We start from the raw sequence: 20,790 nt of genomic DNA, 5'->3' as shown, positions 1-20,790 counted from the left end.
ATCCAGTACCTGAGCGGTACCGTGAGGGCATGCCAGCTCTCAACGTGGAGTTCAGCGACCGCGAGCTCGAGGACCTGCGGCAGATCGCCAAGGAACGCGGTACGTCCATGAAGGCGCTCGTGCGGGAGGCGGCCGCGGCGGACATAGCCCGCCACCGCGCCCTTCAGGAGGGCGCCGAGGCCTTCCGCCGGTTCTTCGCCTCCCACGCCGACGAATTCGCCGCCGCCTTCCCGGACGACGAACCCTCCGCCAGGGGCGCGGGGCGGGCCGCCTGACCGATGGCACCCGTGCTCCACATCGACGTGCCCTGGCTGCTCCAGCGGCACGAGGAGGTCCTCCCGGACCAGCCCACCGTCAACGACTTCTCCGCCCTCGTCGCGGCCGTCGCCCGCCACCGCGTGGACCCGCCCCGGCTGGGCGTCGACTCCGACCCGGCCTGGCGGGCGGCGGCGCTGCTGCACACCCTCGCCGTGCTCCGGCCGCTGCCCTCGGCCAACGCCCGCTTCGCCTGTGCCACGGCGGTCGCCTACATGTTCGTCAGCGGGGTCGGCATCGACCCGCCCTACGGCGCCCTGGTCGATCTGGCGCGCGACCTGATCTCCGGCGAGGCGGACGTCTACGGCGCGGCCGACCGGCTGCGCTCCTGGCAGATCTGAACCGCGCCGGCCGGGCCGCGCGGGACGCCGGGGCCCTCCCGGACACCCCTTGTGCCGGGCCGGATGTGAACGGCGTGAAAACCCGCGCCGAAAACCGGAGCGAGGGCCGCGGGCCGGACTCCCTTTCTGACTTTCTGTCAACGCGCGGATGTTGCTCAGGCGCCTTGTTGGCCGAGTGCGGGTTGTGCGAGAGTGAGCCACCCGTGCGGGGGGTAATGGCCGGGGTCGCACGCGAGTTGATGAACCGGGTCCGATTCGCCGTCGGTGAATTCGCGCCCCCCGCGCCCCGCCAAAGAGGTATGCACCAATCGGTCTTCCTTTTCGGCGTCGGAAACCCTCGAATGGCACATGCGCTGTGGGAAGGAACCATCTCAGTGCACACCCCCCACCCCCCTCGACCCCCGTATCCCCCGCCCGGCGGGGATCCGGGGGACTCCGACGAGTTCCTCGCCGCCCGGCTGCGGAACCGTCCGGAGGGCGAGGCCGCCCACTCCGTCGCGCTGCTGACGGCGCGGCACTGGCAGTCGATGCACGACTACGCGGCCGTCTGCCTGGCGTCGTCGGGGCAGCTCGCCGCCATGGTCACCGCGGCCGCGCTGCACCGGGCACTGGACCGGGTCGCCGTCGGCGAATCGGCCGTCGCGCTCCGGCCCGTGCTGCTGGTGGCCGTGCGGGACACGGTCCGCGAGTGGGCCGCGGACGACCGGATAACCGGAGTTATGCCGGAGCTGCAGAAACCGGCCGGCGGGCGCGGCATGCGCGCGGCGAACACCATGACTCCGGAAAATCGCTCACTCGCTCAACGGGCATTCCGGTCGCTGCCCGCACGCGCGCGCTGTTTGCTCTGGCACGTCGAGGTCGAGGCCGAGCCGATTTCCGTACCGGCCGGTCTGCTCGGCATGGACCTCGCCGTCGCGTCGGGCGCACTCGAACAGGCACGTGACAAATTCCGTCAAGGTTGTGTCCACGCCCATCAGGAACTGGCACCGACGAAGGACTGCCGCTTCTACAACCGCCTCCTCGACGTCCCGATCCGCCGGGGCGGGGCCCTGCTGCCGGACGTCCGGCAGCATCTGGCGGAGTGCCGCCACTGCCGGAACGCGGCCGAGCAACTGAGCCACTTCGAGGGCGGCCTGGGCCCGCTGATCGCCGAGGCGGTGCTCGGATGGGGGGCCCGGCGCTACCTCGACTCGCGTCCGGGGCGTACGACGGCCGGCCCGCGCGGCGGCCGCGCCGCCCGCCGCCGGCGCCGGGGCGGGGACGGACCGTCCGGCGGCGGCCGGCACCGCGTGCTGTCCCGCATCCCCGTTCCCGCCCGCCTGACGGGCATCGCCTTCCCGGACCCGGTGCGTTCCACCAGGACCCTGCTCACCGGCATCGGCGCGGTCTCCGCCGGGGTGCTGGTGAGCGTGCTCATCGCCGGGTCCTCCACCCCGGACGGCGGCGCCGCCGACCCGACGGGTTCCACCGGAGCGGCGGGCGGCCGCGCGGCCGTGCCGTCCGCGTCCCCGCCCGGCGCCGCCGGGCTCCCCACCGCACCGGGACGGACGCGGCTGCGCAACGTCGCCTCCGGCCTGTGCCTCGACACCCGGGGCGAGCCCCGGGACGGCTCCGGGACCCGCCTTGCGGACTGTTCCCCGGTGTGGACCCAGCAGTGGACGTACGAGGACGACGGACTGCTGCGCAGCGTGGCCGACCCCGGTCTGTGCCTGGACTCGCACAAGGACGCCGGTGTCGTCGTCCTCGGCACCTGCGCCGACCCCGGCGACCAGCGGGGCGCCGACGTGCGGTACGACCTCACCGCGCGGGGCGAACTGGTGCCCCGCTGGGACGTCCAACTGGCACTCGCCCCGGCGACCCCTGACGCGAACGCCGACATCGTCGTCAAGGTGCGCGACCGGACCGTGGACCAGCGCTGGGCGGCCGAACCGGTACGGACGACCGCGGACTCCCTGTCCATCAGCGGCACCCGCACCCCGTCGGCCCGCCGTGCCGGGCTGGCGGAACCGGTGACGTGAGCCATGCGGCCGGGGCGGGGAGGACACCCCGTCCCGGCCGGGTCAGACGGTGGTCTCCGTGAGGGCGTCGGGGCCGATCGCGGCCGGGGTGGCGTGGCCCGACAGGGCCATGGTGAGGTCGAGTTCGGCGAGCAGGCAGCGGATCACGTGTTCCACCCCCGCCTGTCCGTCGAGGCCGAGCCCGTAGACGTACGGACGCCCCAGCAGGACCGCCCGTGCGCCGAGGGCGAGGGCCTTGAAGACGTCGTCGCCGGTGCGCACCCCGCTGTCGAAGAGCACGGTGAGCCGGTCGCCGACGGCCTCCACCACGCCGGGCAGCGCGTCCGCGGCGGCGATCGCCCCGGCCACCTGACGCCCGCCGTGGTTGGACACCACCACACCGTCCATCCCGGCGTCGGCGGCGTGCCGCGCGTCGTCGGGGTGGAGCACGCCCTTGAGGACGATCGGCCCGTCCCAGTTCTCCCGCAGGAACGCCAGGTCCGGCCAGGACTTGGCGGGGTCGGCGAACATGCCGACGAAGCGCATCACCGCCGCGTTCGGATCCTCGTGCACCGGCTTGACCAGACCCGCCTGAAAGGCCGGGTCCGAGAAGTAGTTCGCGGTGCCCACCCCGTGCAGGAACGGCAGATACGCCTGGTCCAGGTCGCGCGGACGCCAGGACAGCAGGGGAGTGTCCAGGGTGACGACCAGCGCCGTGAACCCGGCGGCCTTCGCCCGGTCCAGGAAGCTCCGGGCCACTTCCACGTCCTTCGGCCAGTACAGCTGGAACCAGCGCTCCGCCTCGCCCATCGCCTCCGCGACCTGCTCCATCGGCGTGCTGGACGCGGACGACAGCACGAACGGCACGCCCTGCGCGGCCGCCGCCCGGGCGGCGGCGGACTCGGCGTCCGGATGCATGATCGACAGCACTCCGACCGGCGCCAGCGCGAGCGGCGCCGGCAGCGACCGGCCCAGCACCTCGACCGACAGATCCCGCTCGTGCACGTCCCGCAGCACGCGCGGCACGATCCGGCGGCGGTCGAGCGCGGCCCGGTTGGCGCGGGCGGTGCTGCCGTCGCCCGCGCTGCCGGCGACGTACCCGACCGGCCCCGGGCCCAGCCGCTGCTCGGTCAGCTCCTCCAGCCGGGTCAGATCGGTCGGCAGCCGGGGCACGGCACCGGTCATCCCGTTCAGATAGATCTCGTACTGGAAGTCGGCCCAGTGCTTCGCCATCCGCCCCGCCTTGTCTCCTCGAGCCGTGCCGTCCCGGAGCATACTGGCCGGTATGCGCGGGGCGCGTCCAGCGCCGGGCGGCCGTGGATCAGCGGCCGGTGGCCGCCTCCCCCAGGATCCGGGCCAGTTCGCGCGGCCGGGAGAACATCGGCCAGTGCCCGGTGTCCATCGTCACCAGCTCCCACCGGTCGCTCTTCAGCAGCTCCGCCACGGCCGGCGGGGGTTCCTCCCCGTCCAGCAGGCACTTGACGTACGTCACCGGCAGCTCGCCGAGCGACCGCTCCAGCACGGCCGGTTCGGTGAGCGTGGCACCCGGATGCGGGGTCGATCCGGCGATGAACCGGGCTGTCTGCCCGTCCGTCAGGCCCTGGCCCGCGCAGTCGTCCGCGCTCGGCGGCGGCCACCGGCCGTCGTGCGCCTCGATCGACCTCCGTACCTCCTCGCTCGGCCAGCCGGACAGGAACGACTCCCCGTCCACGGGCGCGTTCGCGTCGACGAGCACCACCCTCCGCAGCCGGTCGCCGATCCGCTCGGCCGCCTGGCCGACCGGCACGCCCGAGTAGCTGTGCCCCACGAGGACGACGTCCCGCAGACCGAGCCGCTCCACCTCGCCCACGATGTCCCGCACATGGGTCTGCTGCCCCGCCGGCACCCCCTGCCTCTCCGCGAGCCCGGACAGCGTCAGCGGATACGCCTCGTGCCCCGCCTCGCGCAGTCCGGCCGCCACCTCGTCCCACGCCCACGCCCCGAGCCAGGCACCGGCCACCAATACGAATCGAGTCATGCCCGCACCGTAACGAACGCCACCGACAACGGCGTTCACCCGCCGTCGATGCCGGGCTCCGCCTCCTCGGGCCCGGTGTCCGGCCCCCGGCCCCGGACCCGCTGGACGTGTTCCAGCGACTCGCGCAACTCGGTGAGCCAGTCGTCGGTGTGCCGCTGGACCAGCCGTACGCACCAGGCCAGCGCCTCGCTGCGGCTGCGGGCCACGCCGCTCGCGATGAGGGTGTCGAGGACCTGCCGCTCCGGCTGCCGCAGCCGGGTCATGACGGGCGCGGCCACGTGCGTGAACAGGGCGCGGTGCCCCTCGCACTCCACACCCCAGGAGACCTTCCGGCCGAAACGGTGCTCGGCGTCCCGGGCGACCGCGATCCGGTCGTCCCGGGTGCGTTCCCGGAACTCCTGGACGCGGCCCTCGACGGCCGCCTCCCGCTCGGCCGGCGATGCGCCCTCGGCCGGCCGGGGGCCGGGAATGCGGCCGATGACGGTGATCTCCTCGCGGTCGACCGTGACCTCGGTCAGCTCCTCGAAGAGATCGTCGGGGAGCCGGCCGGTGAACCAGCCCCGCAGTTGCTCTCGCTGCTCCGCCGTAATCATGTAATGACGATTACTCGCCCTGTCCATGAACACAAGGCGTCGCGGAACGGTCCGCCGAGAGCGGAATCGGAATGTTTCAGGCCGATTGCCGAACCACCGTGTTCCGGCCATCTGGCCACTTCGCACGCTCGGCGTCCGTGTGGTTACAGGGCGCGCGGCCCCGCTCTCCGTGACTTCACGCCACTGATTCAACACAAAATGTTACCGAAACGCGCACACCCGACGTGAAGTTCCGGCGCGGACTCGGCAGACTCCGGCACGCCGGTTCGGCACCGACCGAGCACGGACCGGCGACCCGTCGACGCGCCTCGTCGACACGAGCGGAAGGATGCACACAATGCGGAACACCGCGCGCTGGGCCACCACCCTCGGCCTCATGGCCGCAGCCGTCTGCGTACCCCTGTCCGGGGTGGCGCCGGCCGCCGAGGGAACCGTCCCGTCCGCGCTCTACGCCCCCTCGGCCCTGGTGCTCACCCTGGGCCACGGCGACAGCGCGACGACCGCCACACCGGAACGCGCGGTCACCCTGACCTGTGCCCCCGGACCCTCGGGCACCCACCCGGCCGCGGACGCGGCCTGTGCGGAGATGAACCGCCTCGGCGGCGACCTCGACGCCCTGACGATGCGGGAGGGCGTCTTCTGCACCCAGCAGTACGACCCGGTGCTCGTCACCGTCGACGGGGTGTGGCAGGGGCAGCGCGTCTCCTACGAGCGGATCTTCTCCAACGCGTGCGTGATGAACGCTCACGGTTCGAGCGTCTTCGCGTTCTGAGACCGGGATCGCACGGTTTCCCGTGACCGCGCGGCGGCCGGCGAACTGGGGAGTACCGGCCCCTCGCGGAACGTGCGATCCCGCGCAAGGAGGCCGGCGGGCGGAGTGGGGCCGCCCGCCGGCCTCCGGGCTTCTCACGAACCCTCGGCCCCAGGGTTCACGCCCGGTCCCGGTGGCTGGTGTCGCACCACGGATACCGCCGGCTGCGGCGGCAGGTGCACAGGGCCACCCGGAAGCGGTCGGAGGTGACGACCGTGCCGTCCTCCAGCTCGACCTCCACCGGACCCTCCACCAGCAGCGGCCCCTTGCGCCGGACGGTGACGCGACGCGGGGTGTCAGACGGGGAGTTCGGCACGGATCACCACCAGCTCTTCCATGTCCTCGGTCCCGGACAGCAGCCCCCGCTCCCGCAGCCAGCGCTCCCTGCCCCGTACCACCGGGCCGAAGGCGATGCGCCGGCGCCGGATCACCGCGGCCTTCGTCCCGGCCGCCCGCAGCCGGCCGACCGTCAGCCCGGGGTCGCTGAGCGCCGACTGCACCAGCAGCAGGACACCGCCCGGCCGCAGCAGCTCGGGCGCCTCCCCGCAGATCCGGTCCAGGACGAGCCGTCCGTCATCGCCCGCGTCCCAGGCCCGGGCCGCGCCCCGCGGCGCCGGCGAGCCGCCACGGGGCGCCGGAACGTACGGCGGATTGGCGAGGATCAGATCGAACGCCTCACCCCGCACCGGCGCGAACAGGTCGCCGCGCCGGACCCGGACCGGCACACCGGCCCGCAGCGCGTTCAGCCGGGCCGCGCACACCGCCCGCCGGGAGACGTCGACCGCGGTCACCCGGCAGCCGCGCCGGGCGGCCCCCACCGCCAGCGCGCCGGACCCCGTGCCCACGTCGAGGACGTCCGCGCCCGGAGGGACGGGTTCGTCGTACAGGGCGCCGGCCAGCAGCTCGGTGTCCTCCTGAGGGGCGTACACGCCCGGTGGTGCCAGTGGGCTCACGGACCGCCGGGTACCCCCGCCGTCAAGAAGCATGGGCGAACTCCTGGGACAGGGGAGTGCGCAGCGACGAGCGGCCGGCGCTCCAGTCCGCGAGCAGCCTCTCGCCGAGGCGGTCCTCGGCGAACACGGTGGCGTCGACGCCGAAGGCGATGTCCGCCGCGAGGTGCGGCTCCACCTCCAGCAGCCCGGCGACGACCTCGTGGCGCACCACCTGCTCGTGCACCGCGTCCGCCTCCACGTGCTCGTCGTAGAAGTGCTCGGCGGCGGGCCCCGCGCCCGTGCGGCGCATCGCCTCGGCGAGCCGCCGCGAGCCGGGCGACGAGGTGATCTCGACCGTCGCGAAGTGGCCCACCAGCGCGCCCCTGAGGGAGCGGCGCAGTCCGAAGAGGGACATCAGGTTCACCGTCACGAGCAGTTCGGCGCAGGCCGCGTCCAGATAACGGCCGTACGCCGTGTCCAGTCCCAGGTCGGTCATCAGGTCGGCGAAGAGACGGGCGTGCACCCGGTCGGCGCGGCCGCCGCCGTACTCGTCGAACTCGACCGCCGCCATCGCCGCCTTGGCCCGCCCCCACAGCCGGGGCAGCACCCACGCGTGCGGGTCGGCCTCCTTCAGGTGGTACAGGGACCGCTGGGCGGCGTACTCGCGGAGGTGCCACAACTCGCCCTTGTCGCGCAGGAAGTGGCTGACGCCCGTGCCGTCCACCGGTTCCACCAGGATCCCGGCGAGCGCCTCGTCGACGCCGTCGTGCCGCCGGGCGTCCGCGCGCAGCGCGGTGAGGAAGCGGTCCTCCAGGGCGGCGCGGACGCGCAGCAGCTCCGGGTCCCACTCGCGGTCCGCCGCCACGCCCGCGAACCCGCGGTAGTGCAGTTCGTAGCACAGGTACAGGGCGAGCTGGAGGTCGTCGCCGTACACGGGGGCGGCGGCGGTCTCCTCGTCCGGGGGCAGCGGGCCGGTGCCCCGCAGGTGGTCCTCGACGGCGCTGCTCAGGGGGCCGCGCGGTGCGGGCAGCCGGGGTTCTTCACAGGGGTGTTCCATGCGCTCCGGGTACCCGGACGGCCCAGTGACACCCGTGTTCGCGTGGCGACCGGCCGTCCACGGGGTACTCCGTGCTCACATGAAGGCACTAGTGATCAACTGCACTCTCAAGAAGTCACCGGAGACCTCCAACACCGAGGCGCTGTTCCGGACCGTCACCGAACACCTGGAGAAGGACGGTGTGGAGGTCGACGTCGTCCGTGCGGTGGACCTGGACATCGCTCCGGGAGTGGTCAGCGAGGCCGTGCACGAGGGCGACGCCTGGCCGGGCGTCCACGAGAAGATCCTCGCGTCCGAGATCCTCGTCATCGCCTCGCCGACCTGGCTCGGGCAGCCGTCGTCGGTCGCCAAACGGGTCCTGGAGCGGATGGACGCCATGCTGTCCGAGACGGACGACGACGGCCGGCCGGTCGCCTACAACCGGGTCGCGGGCGTCGTCGTCACCGGCAACGAGGACGGCGCGCACCATGTGATCAGCGAGATCACCGGCGGCCTGCAGGACATCGGCTACACCATCCCCGGCCAGGCGTGGACCTACTGGAACCAGGGCCCCGGCCCCGGGCCGAGCTTCCTGGAAGGCGGAAGCGGCCACGACTGGTCCCGCAGGACGGGCCGCGCCATGGCCGCCAACCTGCTGGGCGTGGCCCAGGCCCTGGCGGCCCGGCCCCTCGGCCCGCCGCCGGAGTAGGGAAACGGCGCCGGGGCCTGTCCGGCGGATCGAACCGGAGGGAACCGGCGGCGCCTCGCGGCCCGGGTGAGCGGGGGCGACGGGGCTCCTCCCGCGCATGGGGCTCCTCCCGCTCGGGCGAAGCCGGGCGGGAGGCGGTCGGCGACCGGCGACGACGCGGCGGGGAACACCGCCCACGCCCTTCGGGCAGCGGGGGAGGGCGGGCCGGGCCCCGCGTCTCCGGCGTGATCCGCCGGACCGGCGTCAGTCACCCTGGGACTCCTCCTGCGCCTCGGTGTTCGGGGTGATCGCCTCCCCGGCCTCACCCCGGTGACGGCGCCGTCCGGAGGAGTCCTCGGGTCGCCGTTCGGCCTCCTCGACCTCGCGCAGTACCTCCTCGACGGCCGTCTCGGGCTTCTCGTGGTCGTCCCGCTCGGACACGGGGTGTCTCCTCTCGTCGTACGCCGGGTCAGCCGCGCGCGGTGGCGATGCGCAGCGGTACGGGGCCGTCGGCCGCCGTCTCCTTCTCGTTGAGGCGGATGATCTCCGCCCACCAGGAGGGGCCGTCCTCGATGTGACGCAACAGCACCCCCTCACGCAGCGCCCAGGGGCAGATCGTCACCGTCCCCAGACCGGTCAGCTTCATCGCCGTGTGTCCCACGACGGCGCCCGCCAGGCTCTGCGCGGAGCGCGGGGCGGAGATCCCGGGCAGCCGGGCGCGTTCGGCCGCGGGCAGGGCGGCCAGCCGGTCGATGGCCACCCGCAGGTCGGCGCAGGACAACTCCCGCTCCACGAACGGGCCGTGCCGCCCCGGGGCGGCCCCGCACAGCCGCCCCAGCTGCTGGAAGGTGCGGGAGGTCGCCACCGCCGTACGGGGTCCCTCCCAGCGGATCCGGGCCGCCACGTCCCGCAGCTGGTGGCGCACCCGCCGGCGCAGCGCCCGGACCTGCTCCGGGGAGGGCGGGTCCGCCTCCGCGAAGTACTCGTGGGTGAGCCGGCCCGCCCCCAGCGGCAGCGAGGCGACGAAGTCGGGCAGCCGGCCGCGCCCGAAGGCGACCTCCAGCGAACCCCCGCCGATGTCCAGCAGCGCCAGCGGCCCGCAGCGCCAGCCCATCCAGCGCCGGGCCCCGAGGAACGTGAGCTCGGCCTCCACCTCGCCGGGCAGTGTGCACAGGTCGACGCCGGTCCGGGCCCGGACCGTGCTCAGCACCTCCTGCCGGTTCGGGGCACCGCGCACCACGGCGGTCGCGAACGCCAGGGGACCCGACGCACCCCATCGCGCGGCGGTCCTGTTCGCCGCGGCGACGGCGTCCACCAGGCGCTCCACGGCCTGCTCCGGCACCGGCTTTCCGGGCGTGACCTGCTCGGACAGCCTGAGCGGCCACTTCGCCGTGTGCACCGGCAGCGGCGCCCCGCCCGCCGTGTCCGCCACGACGAGTCTGACGGTCTTCGATCCGACATCCATCACGCTGGTTCGCATGGCCCGTGGGTACCCATTTACCGCGCGGAGCAACGGACGGGCCCCGCGTACGGCGAAGACGCGCCACAGGTGTGACCGGACGGTAACCTTCCGTTGACGGTTCCCGTCACGCCATCTGCCGCCGCACCAGTTCGTGCAGCCGCCCGCCGGTGTCGGCGAGCAGCCGGCCGGGCGGGCCCTGCTGGACCACCTTGCCGCCCTCCATCACCACCACCCGGTCCGCGTCCAGCACCGTCGACAACCGGTGCGCGATGACGATCCGGGTCGCCTCCAGGGCCTTGGTGCTCTCGATGACCGCGCGCTGCGTCTCGTTGTCCAGGGCGCTGGTCGCCTCGTCGAAGAAGAGGATCCGCGGCCGGCGGATCAGCGCCTGGGCGATCATCAGCCGCTGCCGCTGGCCGCCGGAGACCGCGCCGCTGCCGGAGACGATGGTGTGCAGCCCCATCGGCATCCGCCTGATGTCCTCGGCCAGCCCCGCCATCTCCGCCGCCGCCATGGCCTCCTGGGGCGTGTACGGCTCACTCCCGCAGATGACGTCCAGGACGGATCCGGTGAACGGCTGCGCGTGCTGGAGCACCACACCGCACTGCCGCCGCACCGCCGACCGGTCGAGCGCGGCCAGGTCCTGGCCGTCGTACAGCACACTGCCGGACACCGGCCGGTCGAAGCCGATGAGCAGCCGCAGCAGGGTGGACTTGCCGCAGCCGCTGGGGCCGACGACGGCCACGAACTCGCCCGGCCGCGCCTCGAAGGACACGTCGTCCAGGACCAGCGGACCGTCGTCGGAGTAGCGGAAGGACAGCCGCCGCGCCTCGATCGCCCCGGACAACGGACCCGGCCGGGTGCTCGCCGCGCGCACCTCGGGCGTGGCGTCCAGCACCGGCTTGATCTGCTCGAACAGCGGCAGCGCGGCGACCGCCGAGACGAACGCCCCGGTCAGCTGGGTGACCGAGGTCAGCACCATCGTCACCGACGTGTTGAAGGTGAGGAACTCCGCCGCCGTCATCGAGCCGCGGGCCGGCCCGGCCAGCAGCATGAACATCGCCAGCGTGACCAGCGGCAGGTAGACCGCGCCCAGCACCGCCGTCAGGTTCTTGATCCGGCCGGCCTTCCGCTGGAGCTCACGGCTGCGGGCGAACTCCGAGGCCCACGCGGCGTACGCGTAGTTCTCCGCCGCCGCCACCCGCAGCTTCGGCAGGCCGCGCAGTGTCTGGAAGGCCTGGTTGTTCAGCTTGTTGGTGAGCACCACCAGGCGGCGCTGCCAGCGCACCTGCCACAGTCCGAGCCCCAGGAACACCCCCGCGACGACCACCAGCATCCCGAGCGCGGCCAGCGCCATCGGCACGCTGAACCACAGCAGCAGCCCCAGGTTCACCGCGCCCACGGTGACCGACTGGGCCACCGTCGGACCGACCCCGGCCAGCATGCGGCGGATCGCGCTGATGCCCATGGCCGCGCTCGCCAGCTCACCCGTCGAACGCTCGGTGAAGAACTTGGTCGGCAGCCGCAGCAGCCGGTCCCAGACGGCCGGCTGGAGGGTCGCCTCCACCCGGCCCTCGAGACGCAGCAGGGTGAGGTTCTGCAGCAGCATGAAGGCGGCGGCCACCACACTGCTCAGGATCACCGCGAGGCACACCTGCGCGATCAGCTCGGTCCGCGCCTCGGGCACGAACTCGCCGAGCACCTTGCCGGTCGCCAGCGGCACCAGGGCCCCGATCGCCACCGTCACCAGACCGCTCAGCAGCAGTCCCGTCAGGTCACCGCGCGTACCCGTCATGCAGAACCGCAGCAGCCGCAGCGGGCTCAGCCGCCGCTCGGGCAGCGGACGGTAGAACATCACCGCGCGGGGCTCGAACTCCTCGGCGTTCGCCTTCTCGACCGGGGTCTCCCTGCCGGTCGCCGGATGCACCGCCACATAACCGCCGCGCCGCCACAGCAGCGCCACGGGCGCCCCCGACAGGACCCGGTGACCCACCAGCGGACCGACGTCGTCCCGCCACCAGCGGCCGTCCAGCCGTACGACACGGGTGCGCACCCGGGAGGCCAGGGCGATCCGCTCGACCGGATCGAGCCGGTCCCCGCCGGTGCCGGACCGCTCGGGCGCGGTCAGCGGGATCCCGGCCGCCCGTGCCACCAGCTCGCAGGCCGCGTACGTGGCGTCCGCGTCGGCCGCCGTCGTGCGCTGCCCCGACCGCTTGCCGATCGCGGCGAGCAGCGTCCGGTCGGCCCGGGCGCGCACCGCCTCACCGGCCGCGATGCCCTCCGCCGTCCGCGTCTCGTGCGTCTGTTCGAGCTGTTCGATCCACCGGTCCAGCGTGGTCATCAGCCGGTACTGCTGGTCGACCATGCTCTGCCACAGCGCCGGGTCCATCAGCAGGTCGGCGGCGGCCTCCGCCCCGTACAGCGAGCCGTACTGCACACTGCCCGGCGGGACCTGCATCCAGAACACGTCGTCGTCGCTGGGCGCGGTGGCCCGCTCCGCGGCCATCGGCGCCTGGAACAGCACCGCCAGACCACGGCCCACCCCGAGCGCGAGCGCGTACTCCAGCGGGCTCGTCGTGGGCGGTACGTACTGCGGGTTGCCGTGTTCGTCGTACGACCAGGTCTGGGTGCTCGCCGGCTGGTACAGCTCGCGCAGGTCGATGCGGTGCACCACGCAGTCCCGCAGCGGACGCGCCACCAGCGTGTGCGTCGGACCGGCCACCGGGCCCAGCACCAGCGAGCCCGCCTCCAGCCGGCCCAGATGATGCCAGTGTCCCTGCTGGCCGGCGTCCACCGCGAACAGGTCCACGGCACCGGACGCGATCAGCCACAGCACCTGCGGCCCCTCCAGGTCCAGCCGGCCGAACCCGGAGCAGTCGACCGGTGTGCCCAGCGATCCGAGCGCGCCCAGGACGAGGTCGCCGCCCTGACTCTCGTGCACGGCCGTCATCTCATCGCTCCCTGACCAGCGCCGCGTACGCGCCGCCGCGCGCCACCAGCTCCTCGTGCCGTCCGCGCTCCACGACCGTGCCGTGGTCCAGGACGACGATCTCGTCGCTGTCGCGCACCGTGCTCAGCCGGTGCGCGATCACCACACAGGCACAGCCGCGCCGGCGCAGGTTGTCCATCACCACCAGCTCGGTCTCCGCGTCCAGCGCGCTGGTCACCTCGTCGAGGACCAGGATGCTCGGCCGGCGCACCAGGGCCCGCGCGATCTCCAGACGCTGTCGCTGACCGCCGGAGAAGTTCCGGCCGTCCTGCTCGACCGGGCTGTGGATGCCGCCCGGCCGGCGCAGGATCACGTCGTACAGCGCCGCGTCCTTCAGCGCCTCCACCACCGCCTCGTCCGGGATCGACGGGTCCCACAGCGCCACGTTGTCGCGGACGGTGCCCTCGAAGAGGAACACCTCCTGGTCGACGAAGGAGACGGAGGCGGCCAGCGCCCCGCGCGGAATGTCCTCGATGCGCTGTCCGTCGATCCGGATCACGCCCTCCCAGGGCGCGTACAGACCCGAGATCAGCCGGGACACCGTGGACTTGCCGCTGCCCGAGCCGCCCACCAGCGCCACCTGCCGGCCGGGGCCGACGGTCAGGTCGAAGCCGGTCAGCAGCGGCTTGTCCAGCGGGTTGTAGCCGAAGCTGAGGTTCTGCAGCTCGACGTGGCCGTGCAGCCGGCGGGTCGACTCGCCGGTGCCGGGACGGCCGTAGAGCGGGTCCGCCCGGAAGTTCTCCACGTCCTTCAGCCGGGCCACGTCCGCGGCGAAGTCCTGGATCCGGCCCGCCACCCCGTTGAGCCGGGTCAGCGGGGCGGTGAAACGGGCGACCAGCGCCTGGAAGGCGACCAGCAGACCGACCGAGATGTGCCCCTCGACCGCCCGCATGCCCCCGATCCACAGGATCAGCGCGCTGTTGAGCGTGGCGAGCGTCGGCGCGACGACGCCGAGCCAGGCGCTCGGCACCCCGAGCCGCTGCTGCTCCTCCAGCGTGGTGGCGTGCTGCCCGGCCCACTTGCGGAAGTAGCCGTCCTCCCCGCCGGTCGCCTTCAGCGTCTCGATCAGCTGCAGACCGGTGTACGCCGTGTTGGTGAGCCGCGCGCTGTCCGCCCGCAGCTTCGCCGTGCGGGTCGCGCGCAGCCGGATCACGATCCGCATCGCCACGATGTTCAGCAGTGCCACCCCGATGCCCACGAACGTGAGCTGCGGGTCGTAGGTGTACAGCAGCACCGCGTACAGCACGACCACCACCGCGTCCACGCCCGCCGCCGACAGATCGCGGGCCAGCGTCTCGGCCACCGCGTCGTTGGACTGCAGCCGCTGCACCAGGTCGGCCGGGCTGCGCTGGGCGAAGAACGTCACCGGCAGCCGCAGCAGATGGCGCAGGAAGCGGGCGCTGGACAGGGTGGAGGAGATCAGCCGGCCATGCAGCAGATTGCCCTGCTGCAACCAGGTCAGCACCAGCGTGAGCAGTACGCACGCGCCCATGGACGTGAACAGCACGCCCAGCATCGAGGTCCGGCCGCCGATCAGGAACTCGTCGATGAAGGTACGGCTCAGCCCCGGCACCGCCGCGCCCACCGCCACCAGCAGCAGGCTCGACAGCACCACGGCGGGCATGGTGCCCGCCGTGCCGCGCAGCCGGGCCGGCATCGCGCCGAGCACGCCCGGCCTGCGCCCGCCCCGGGCGAAGTCCTCGCCGGGTTCCATCACCAGCACGACACCGGTGAAGCTGCCGTCGAACTCCTCCAGGGGGACGAACCGCCGCCCCTTGCCGGGGTCGTTGATGAACACACCGCGGCGGCCGAACCGGCGGCCCATGCCGTCGTAGACGACGTAGTGGTTGAACTCCCAGAACAGGACGGCGGGCGCCGTCACCTCGGCGAGGGCGGCCAGATCCATCTGCATGCCCTTGGCGGTCAGCCCGTAACTGCGGGCCGCCTTCAGCAGGTTGCTGGCGCGCGAGCCGTCCCGCGAGACGCCGCAGGCGATGCGCAGCTCCTCCAGCGGGACATGGCGGCCGTAGTGGCCGAGCACCATCGCGAGCGAGGCGGCACCGCACTCCACGGCCTCCATCTGGAGCACGGTGGGCGTACGGACGGTCTTCGCCCGGGACTTGGGCACCTTGCGCTTCGGCGGGGCGGCACGGCGTCTGCCGCGGGTCTCCTGGGCGGTGGTCACGGGAGCAGCCAGTCGACGGGACGCTGATCGGCCAGCCGGATCGACCCCGTGGCCAGGGTCATCGAGGTCAGCTCGAACGGCGGACCGTCCGCGGAGGACCACGCGTAACCGCTCTTCGTGCCGGACGACCTCTTCAGCTCGACGGTGACCGCCACCGGCCTGCCCTTCTTCGTGAACTGCTCGCCCAGCTGGGCGTCCCCGAGGAACGCGGCGATCTGCCGGGCGGACTGCGCCGAGCGGTCCACCGACTTCACCTCGCCGTGCAGCACGCCGTACTCCTGGCTCGGCACCGACTGCACCGTCAGGTCGACGGAGGCGTGCGCGGGGATGTCGGCGGCGCTCTCGGCGGGGACGTACACCGTCGCCCGCAGCGGGGTCTTCGCGCGGGCGACCTTCTCCACGGCGGCGACGTCCGCACCGGTGGAGATGATCTGCCCGGTGCCGGCGGCGAGTGCGATGACGCGGCCCGCGTCGAGGGTACGGACGACCTCGTCGCCCCGCTCGGTGCGGACCTTCAGGACGGGGGAGCCGGCGGGCAGCCGCTCGCCCTCCTCCGCGAGGACGGCGGTGACCTGGCCGGCGACGGGGCTCTGCAGGACGTAACTGCCCTGCCCGTACGTGAGGACGGCGGGCGCGCCGACCGTGGAGGACACCGAGCCGGTCACCGCCCACACCGACGCGGCCGCCATCGCGACCACCGTCACGGACAGCACCAGCCAGCCCTGCGGGCGCGCGAAACGCACCGGCAGGTCGAGCTCCTCCGGTGACTGGAGCCTGGCGAGGGCCTGTTGGCGGAACTGCACGGGTCTTCCCTCACCTGAGTGAACTGTGCGACGTGACGCGTGGACCGTGGAGGCACCGCGAAGTCCCGGAGCCGGCGGACGGCTCCGGGACTCGGCGGCACGAAGGCGCGATCAGAGACCGGCGACCAGGTTCGTGACCGGGGCGGTGTTCAGGCCGGTGACACCCTCGACGGTGCCGACGGCCGTGTCGACCAGGCCGGAGACCGGGGCGATGCCGTCCACCGCGCCCGTGAGGGTGTTCACGGCGTTCACGGACAGGCCGCCGGAGACGTTGTCGAGGTCGGCGTCGGAGATCTCGGCGGTCTCGACCCGGGGGGTGGAGTTCATGATGGAACTTCCCTTCGTATGGATATTTCACAAGGGGGGAGCGGCCCTCTCCGGTGACGGAGGGAGGCCGCGACCGCGGGCGCCGAACGCCCGTCGCCGGGAGCCCGAAGCGGCCTTGCGGTGCGATGGATCAAAGCACGCGGCGGGCGCGGCCTTCCAATCAATCAAACGTCTCACCAGGCAACTTGTGCTCCACGGGGGTACAGGCGTGCAGGCGCGGGCACGGCTCGGCGGCGACTTCTTCACATGCCCCACCGCATCGACCCGTCCGGCCACTTGCGCCCCGGTGGCCGGAATCCGGCACACCGGCCCCAAAGGTGTGGCCCGGTCCGCCGGCCTGTGGACGAATCCCGGCTCCGGTGACCGGGTTGGGCATTCGATGTGCAGATTCACTGAAGCCGGGATTCCGCTACGTGATCGCGACCGACCGCTCACGGCCGGTCGCCGAGCGTGAGCGGCCGGACGGGATTGAACGCCCCTCGCGGCCCGTGCGTACCAACAGCCGTCCGGGCGCCCCCCCAGTCGCCGAACACCGGCGCGACTCCGGTCCCCCCAGGAGGTCGAGAAGTTTGAGTCACAAGCGAATTCCGAAGCGCAAGGCCGCGATGACGGTGGGCGGTGTGGTGGCGCTCGGCGCCGCCGCGATCCTGCTCCCCCACGCGAACGCGTCCCAGGACGGCGCGCCGGACGCTGCCGCGGCGGCGCCGAAGACCCTGAAGGCGGGCGATGCCTCGGATCTCGCCTCGCAGCTCGCCGGGCTCCTCGGCGACGCGTTCGCCGGTTCCTACTACGACGGCGACGACAAGCAGCTCGTCGTCAACGTCGTACCGGGCGACGACAACAACGTGATCGTGCAGGCCAAGAAGGCGGGCGCGGCCGTCCGCGAGGTCGACAACAGCATGACCGAACTGGAGGCAGGGGCGCGGACGCTGAAGTCGGAGGCGACCATCCCGGGCACCTCCTGGGCCGTCGACCCGCGCACCAACAAGATCCTCGTCACCGCGGACAGCACGGTGACCGGCGACAAGTGGAACAGACTGGAGTCCACCGTCGAGAGCCTCGGATCCGGCATGGCGACCATCAAGAAGTCCACGGGCACGTTCAGGACGTTCGCCTCCGGCGGCGACGCCATCTTCTCGGGCGGCGCGCGCTGCTCGCTCGGCTTCAACGTCACCGCGGGCGACGGCTCTCCCGCGTTCCTGACGGCCGGTCACTGCGCCGTCGCGGCCGAGCAGTGGTCCGACGCGCAGGGCGGGCAGCCGATCGCCACGGTCGACCAGGCGGTCTTCCCCGGCGAGGGCGACTTCGCGCTCGTCCGGTACGACGATCCCGCGACCGTCGCGCCGAGCGAGGTGAACCTCGGTGACCAGACCCTCCCGGTCTCCCGGGCCGCGGAGGCCACCGTCGGCCAGGAGGTGTTCCGGATGGGCAGCACCACCGGGCTCGCCGACGGCCAGGTGCTGGGCCTGAACGCCACGGTGAACTATCCGGAGGGCACGGTCACCGGCCTCATCCAGACGAACGTCTGCGCCGAACCCGGCGACAGCGGCGGCTCGATGTTCACCCGGGACGGTCTCGCCGTCGGCCTGACCTCGGGCGGCAGCGGCGACTGCACCTCGGGCGGCGAGACGTTCTTCCAGCCGGTCACCACGGCCCTGGCGGCGGTCGGCGCGACCCTCGGCGACGCGGGTGCCGTCGGCGAGGAGGCCGAGGGCCAGGAGATCGGCGGTGAAGAGGCCGGAGCGGGGGGCCAGGCCGGTGCGGGTGCCGGTGCGGGTGCCGGTGATGCGGCGGACCAGGGCGTCCAGGACGGCTCCGGTCCGGCCGGAACCCACTGACGTACCCCCGCCCCGGGCGCGGATCCGGCCCCGGCCCGCCACGTGGGTGGCGGGCCGGGGCCGGGTTGCCGCACGCCGCCGGGGCGTCCCCGTGCCGCCCCGGGCCCCTTTCTCGCCCCCGCCGCCCCTTCCCGTCCCGTCCCTGGGGGCTCCGCCCCCAGACCCCCGTGCGCGGTTCCCCGCGCCCCTGGGGTCAGTCGGGCGGGAGGGCCCGTAGGAGGAGCAGGGCGATGTCGTCCAGCCGGTTCTCCGCGTCCGCGCCGTGCTGGACCAGGGCGTCGGCGAGATCGTCCAGGGGCAGGTCGCCGAGGTCGGTGAGACGGCGGCACAGGTCGGCCACGGCGTCCTCGAAGTCGGTGCCGGGGGATTCCACCAGACCGTCCGTGTAGAGGACGAGCAGCGAACCGGGGGAGAGGTCGACCTCGGTCGACGGGTACGCCGCCGAGCCGTCGATGCCCAGCAGCGGGCCCCCGGCCAGGTCCAGCACCCGCACCCGCCCGTCCGGTCTGCGCAGCAGCGGCGGCGGATGACCCGCGCGGGACATCACGGCCCGCCCGTGCGCGGGATCGAGCCGCAGGTACAGACAGCTGGCGAACAGGTCCGAACCCAGGTCCAGCAGCAGCCGGTTGGTGCTGCGCATCACCTCCTCGGGCTCCTGCCCGACGGCCGTGTACGCGCGTACCGCCGTACGGACCTGGCCCATCAGCCCGGCCGCCGTCACGTTGTGCCCCTGCACGTCCCCGATCACCGCCGCAGCCATCCCCTGTGTCGGCACCAGGTCGTAGAAGTCGCCCCCGATCTCCATGCCCTGGGTGGCCGGCAGATAGCGGGCCGCCGCCTCGACGCCCGCCAGCGAGGGCAGCGTGTGCGGCAGCAGCGCCTCCTGCAGCCCGTGCGCGAGCCGGTGCTTGGCGTCGTAGAGCATGGCCCGCTCCAGCGCCTGGGCGATCAGCCCCGCCAGATTGGTCAGCACCGCCCGCTCCTCCGTCGTGAAGTGGTGCGGCGCCGCGTACGACAGCACGCACGTCCCCACCGGGCGACCCGAGGCGATCAGCGGCAGGTACGCCCACGCCGCGAACTCCGACGGGTTCACCAGCAGCGCCGGATACAGGCGCTCGACCTCCTGCCGGCTCTCGAAGAAGGCCGGCACGCCGGACCGCAGCACCTGGCTGCCGGGGGTCGGCTCCGACAGCGGCATCCCGTCGAACCGCTCCACCACCCGCGCGTCCGCGTACCCCTGGTGCCCCAGCACGCGCAGCCGGCCCGCCCGGGACCCGAGGATCACCAGCCCCTGGCCGCCCACCGCCGGGACGACCTCGGCGGCGACCAGCCGCACCACGTCCTCCACCCCGACCGTCTCGGTCAGCGCACCCGCCAGGCCCAGCACCTGGGTGATGGTGACCAGCCGCGGCTGCCCCTGCCCGGACCGCGGCGCCGAGCGGTTCATCTCCGCCACCGCGCGCGCCCGGCTGATCCGCACACTGAGCCCGGTGGTACTCGGATACAGCCGGAACGACAGCCACTCGTCCGGCGGGCGCAGCGCGACGAACGAGGTGACGTGCTGGCTGAACAGCGCCGCCCGGTACCGGTCCTCGTACACGGGATCGTTCAGCCACGGCACCGACGCCCACATCTGGGCCCCGAGCAGCCGGTTCGCCGGAACGCCCAGCAGCTCCGCGGCGGCGGCGTTGGCGAAGCCGACCCGCCCGTGCAGATCGAGCGAGCACAGGCCGTACGGCAGCCGGGACACCATCCGTGCCGCCTCCACCGTGCCGAGCGTGCCGGCCATGCCGCCCACCAGTGGCGCCGCCAGCAGATCCGGCTCCGGTGCCAGCGGCAGGCTCTGCTCGGCGGCCCGCTCCAGCCGCACCGCGAGCCGGTCGCAGGCGGCGGTCAGATGATCGCGCTCCCAGTCGGACAGCTCCTGCGGATGCGTGCCGGGCCAGGTCACGAAGACCGCGCCGTACGCCTTCGACCCCGTCGCCACCGGCAGCGCGGCCAGCGAGAAGGGATACGGCAGCACCATGGCGATACGGGGATAGTGGCGGGCCATCTCCTCCTCGCCGCCCACCCACACCAGCCGTCGTTCGCGCACCGCGTCGGAGACCGGGATCGGCGCGCTCAGCCCCACCCGTTCCCACGGGGCCGCGAAGGCGCGGGGCAGCCCCGCCATCACCGCCATCTCCAGCACCGGATGGTCCGGCGAGAGCAGGTACACGGCCCCGGAGTGGGCGTGCACCTCGTCCATCATCGAGGCCAGCGTCAGGGACAGCAGCGGACGGCCGACCGGCGCCCGCCCGCCCGTCGGCGTCCGCGCGGACGACTGTCCCTCGGACACGCCGACCACCTCCTCGCACGGCCGCGCCACCGACCCCGGGACCCAATCTCCTCCCTGCCGGGCCGTCGCGCACGACGAGCGACGGGAAAGGGACCGTACGCCCCGCGGGGCCGCGCAC

General features: G+C 73.4%; 19 protein-coding genes. 6 read left to right on the top strand and 13 right to left on the bottom strand.

Features of this window, described 5'->3' with window-relative positions:
* Positions 1 to 29 precede the first annotated feature (29 nt).
* From ACZ62B_RS23995 to ACZ62B_RS23985, 3 genes are all read left to right on the top strand, one after another.
* On the top strand, positions 30 to 275 hold the full coding sequence (locus tag ACZ62B_RS23995) for a hypothetical protein (RefSeq protein ID WP_030863804.1): 246 nt from the start codon (positions 30 to 32) through the stop codon (positions 273 to 275).
* A 3-nt stretch (positions 276 to 278) separates the two neighbouring features.
* Positions 279 to 656, top strand: a complete 378-nt coding sequence (locus ACZ62B_RS23990; protein ID WP_073935323.1) for a toxin Doc — start codon at positions 279 to 281, stop codon at positions 654 to 656.
* Positions 657 to 1,030: 374 nt separating this feature from the next.
* Positions 1,031 to 2,674, top strand: a complete 1,644-nt coding sequence (locus ACZ62B_RS23985; protein WP_344557199.1) for an RICIN domain-containing protein — start codon at positions 1,031 to 1,033, stop codon at positions 2,672 to 2,674.
* A 42-nt stretch (positions 2,675 to 2,716) separates the two neighbouring features.
* On the opposite strand, the gene ACZ62B_RS23980 is transcribed toward ACZ62B_RS23985, so the two are convergent.
* The 3 genes from ACZ62B_RS23980 to ACZ62B_RS23970 all read right to left on the bottom strand — a co-directional run bounded on the left by ACZ62B_RS23980 (position 2,717) and on the right by ACZ62B_RS23970 (position 5,263).
* Entirely contained in the window at positions 2,717 to 3,886 is a 1,170-nt protein-coding gene (locus ACZ62B_RS23980; RefSeq protein ID WP_468726744.1) for a lactate 2-monooxygenase, read from the bottom strand.
* 88 nt (positions 3,887 to 3,974) lie between these two features.
* Positions 3,975 to 4,670 carry an alpha/beta fold hydrolase gene (locus ACZ62B_RS23975; RefSeq protein ID WP_344557203.1) on the bottom strand — a complete coding sequence of 232 codons (696 nt, stop codon included), beginning with the start codon at positions 4,668 to 4,670 and terminating at the stop codon, positions 3,975 to 3,977.
* Between the two features lie 35 nt (positions 4,671 to 4,705).
* On the bottom strand, positions 4,706 to 5,263 hold the full coding sequence (locus tag ACZ62B_RS23970) for a hypothetical protein (protein WP_469692004.1): 558 nt from the start codon (positions 5,261 to 5,263) through the stop codon (positions 4,706 to 4,708).
* A 337-nt stretch (positions 5,264 to 5,600) separates the two neighbouring features.
* Here ACZ62B_RS23970 and ACZ62B_RS23965 point away from each other — a divergent pair, with 337 nt between their 5' ends.
* On the top strand, positions 5,601 to 6,035 hold the full coding sequence (locus ACZ62B_RS23965) for a subtilase-type protease inhibitor (RefSeq protein ID WP_344557207.1): 435 nt from the start codon (positions 5,601 to 5,603) through the stop codon (positions 6,033 to 6,035).
* Between the two features lie 157 nt (positions 6,036 to 6,192).
* On the opposite strand, the gene ACZ62B_RS23960 is transcribed toward ACZ62B_RS23965, so the two are convergent.
* From ACZ62B_RS23960 to ACZ62B_RS23950, 3 genes are read right to left on the bottom strand one after another with little or no spacing between them, the layout of a single operon-like run.
* The gene (locus ACZ62B_RS23960) at positions 6,193 to 6,390 is read right to left on the bottom strand and encodes a CDGSH iron-sulfur domain-containing protein (protein WP_344557208.1); all 198 of its coding nucleotides are present in this window, start codon (positions 6,388 to 6,390) and stop codon (positions 6,193 to 6,195) included.
* Complete coding sequence (locus ACZ62B_RS23955) at positions 6,371 to 7,060, bottom strand: HemK2/MTQ2 family protein methyltransferase (RefSeq protein ID WP_344557209.1); 690 nt, start codon at positions 7,058 to 7,060, stop codon at positions 6,371 to 6,373. Before ACZ62B_RS23955 ends, ACZ62B_RS23960 begins: the two co-directional genes overlap by 20 nt.
* Positions 7,050 to 8,063, bottom strand: coding sequence for an iron-containing redox enzyme family protein (locus ACZ62B_RS23950; RefSeq protein WP_344557211.1), 1,014 nt, complete (start codon positions 8,061 to 8,063; stop codon positions 7,050 to 7,052). Before ACZ62B_RS23950 ends, ACZ62B_RS23955 begins: the two co-directional genes overlap by 11 nt.
* A gap of 79 nt (positions 8,064 to 8,142) precedes the next feature.
* Here ACZ62B_RS23950 and ACZ62B_RS23945 point away from each other — a divergent pair, with 79 nt between their 5' ends.
* The gene (locus ACZ62B_RS23945) at positions 8,143 to 8,751 is read left to right on the top strand and encodes a flavodoxin family protein (RefSeq protein WP_468726736.1); all 609 of its coding nucleotides are present in this window, start codon (positions 8,143 to 8,145) and stop codon (positions 8,749 to 8,751) included.
* Positions 8,752 to 8,994: 243 nt separating this feature from the next.
* On the opposite strand, the gene ACZ62B_RS23940 is transcribed toward ACZ62B_RS23945, so the two are convergent.
* The 6 genes from ACZ62B_RS23940 to ACZ62B_RS23915 all read right to left on the bottom strand — a co-directional run bounded on the left by ACZ62B_RS23940 (position 8,995) and on the right by ACZ62B_RS23915 (position 16,496).
* Entirely contained in the window at positions 8,995 to 9,171 is a 177-nt protein-coding gene (locus ACZ62B_RS23940; protein WP_344557216.1) for a hypothetical protein, read from the bottom strand.
* Between the two features lie 28 nt (positions 9,172 to 9,199).
* Positions 9,200 to 10,210, bottom strand: a complete 1,011-nt coding sequence (locus ACZ62B_RS23935; protein WP_344557218.1) for a Ppx/GppA family phosphatase — start codon at positions 10,208 to 10,210, stop codon at positions 9,200 to 9,202.
* Positions 10,211 to 10,316: 106 nt separating this feature from the next.
* Positions 10,317 to 13,142: an NHLP bacteriocin export ABC transporter permease/ATPase subunit gene (locus ACZ62B_RS23930; protein ID WP_344557220.1), complete on the bottom strand. Its 2,826-nt coding sequence runs from the start codon at positions 13,140 to 13,142 to the stop codon at positions 10,317 to 10,319.
* 1 nt (position 13,143) lies between these two features.
* Entirely contained in the window at positions 13,144 to 15,366 is a 2,223-nt protein-coding gene (locus tag ACZ62B_RS23925; RefSeq protein WP_344557222.1) for an NHLP family bacteriocin export ABC transporter peptidase/permease/ATPase subunit, read from the bottom strand.
* Positions 15,363 to 16,169: an HlyD family efflux transporter periplasmic adaptor subunit gene (locus tag ACZ62B_RS23920; RefSeq protein WP_344557224.1), complete on the bottom strand. Its 807-nt coding sequence runs from the start codon at positions 16,167 to 16,169 to the stop codon at positions 15,363 to 15,365. The genes ACZ62B_RS23925 and ACZ62B_RS23920 overlap by 4 nt, the downstream gene beginning before the upstream one ends.
* A gap of 111 nt (positions 16,170 to 16,280) precedes the next feature.
* Positions 16,281 to 16,496: a type A2 lantipeptide gene (locus tag ACZ62B_RS23915; RefSeq protein WP_344557226.1), complete on the bottom strand. Its 216-nt coding sequence runs from the start codon at positions 16,494 to 16,496 to the stop codon at positions 16,281 to 16,283.
* Between the two features lie 569 nt (positions 16,497 to 17,065).
* Between ACZ62B_RS23915 and ACZ62B_RS23910 the strand changes: the two genes are divergently transcribed.
* Positions 17,066 to 18,334, top strand: a complete 1,269-nt coding sequence (locus ACZ62B_RS23910; protein WP_344557228.1) for a S1 family peptidase — start codon at positions 17,066 to 17,068, stop codon at positions 18,332 to 18,334.
* 193 nt (positions 18,335 to 18,527) lie between these two features.
* Here ACZ62B_RS23910 and ACZ62B_RS23905 read toward each other — a convergent pair whose 3' ends face one another.
* Complete coding sequence (locus tag ACZ62B_RS23905) at positions 18,528 to 20,672, bottom strand: SpoIIE family protein phosphatase (RefSeq protein ID WP_344569445.1); 2,145 nt, start codon at positions 20,670 to 20,672, stop codon at positions 18,528 to 18,530.
* Positions 20,673 to 20,790: the final 118 nt, after the last annotated feature.

The sequence above is a fragment of the Streptomyces sp. NPDC053426 genome (genome assembly GCF_055585405.1).
The sequence above is the reverse complement of the archived record's forward strand: the minus strand, read 5'-3'. Positions and strand labels throughout refer to the sequence as shown.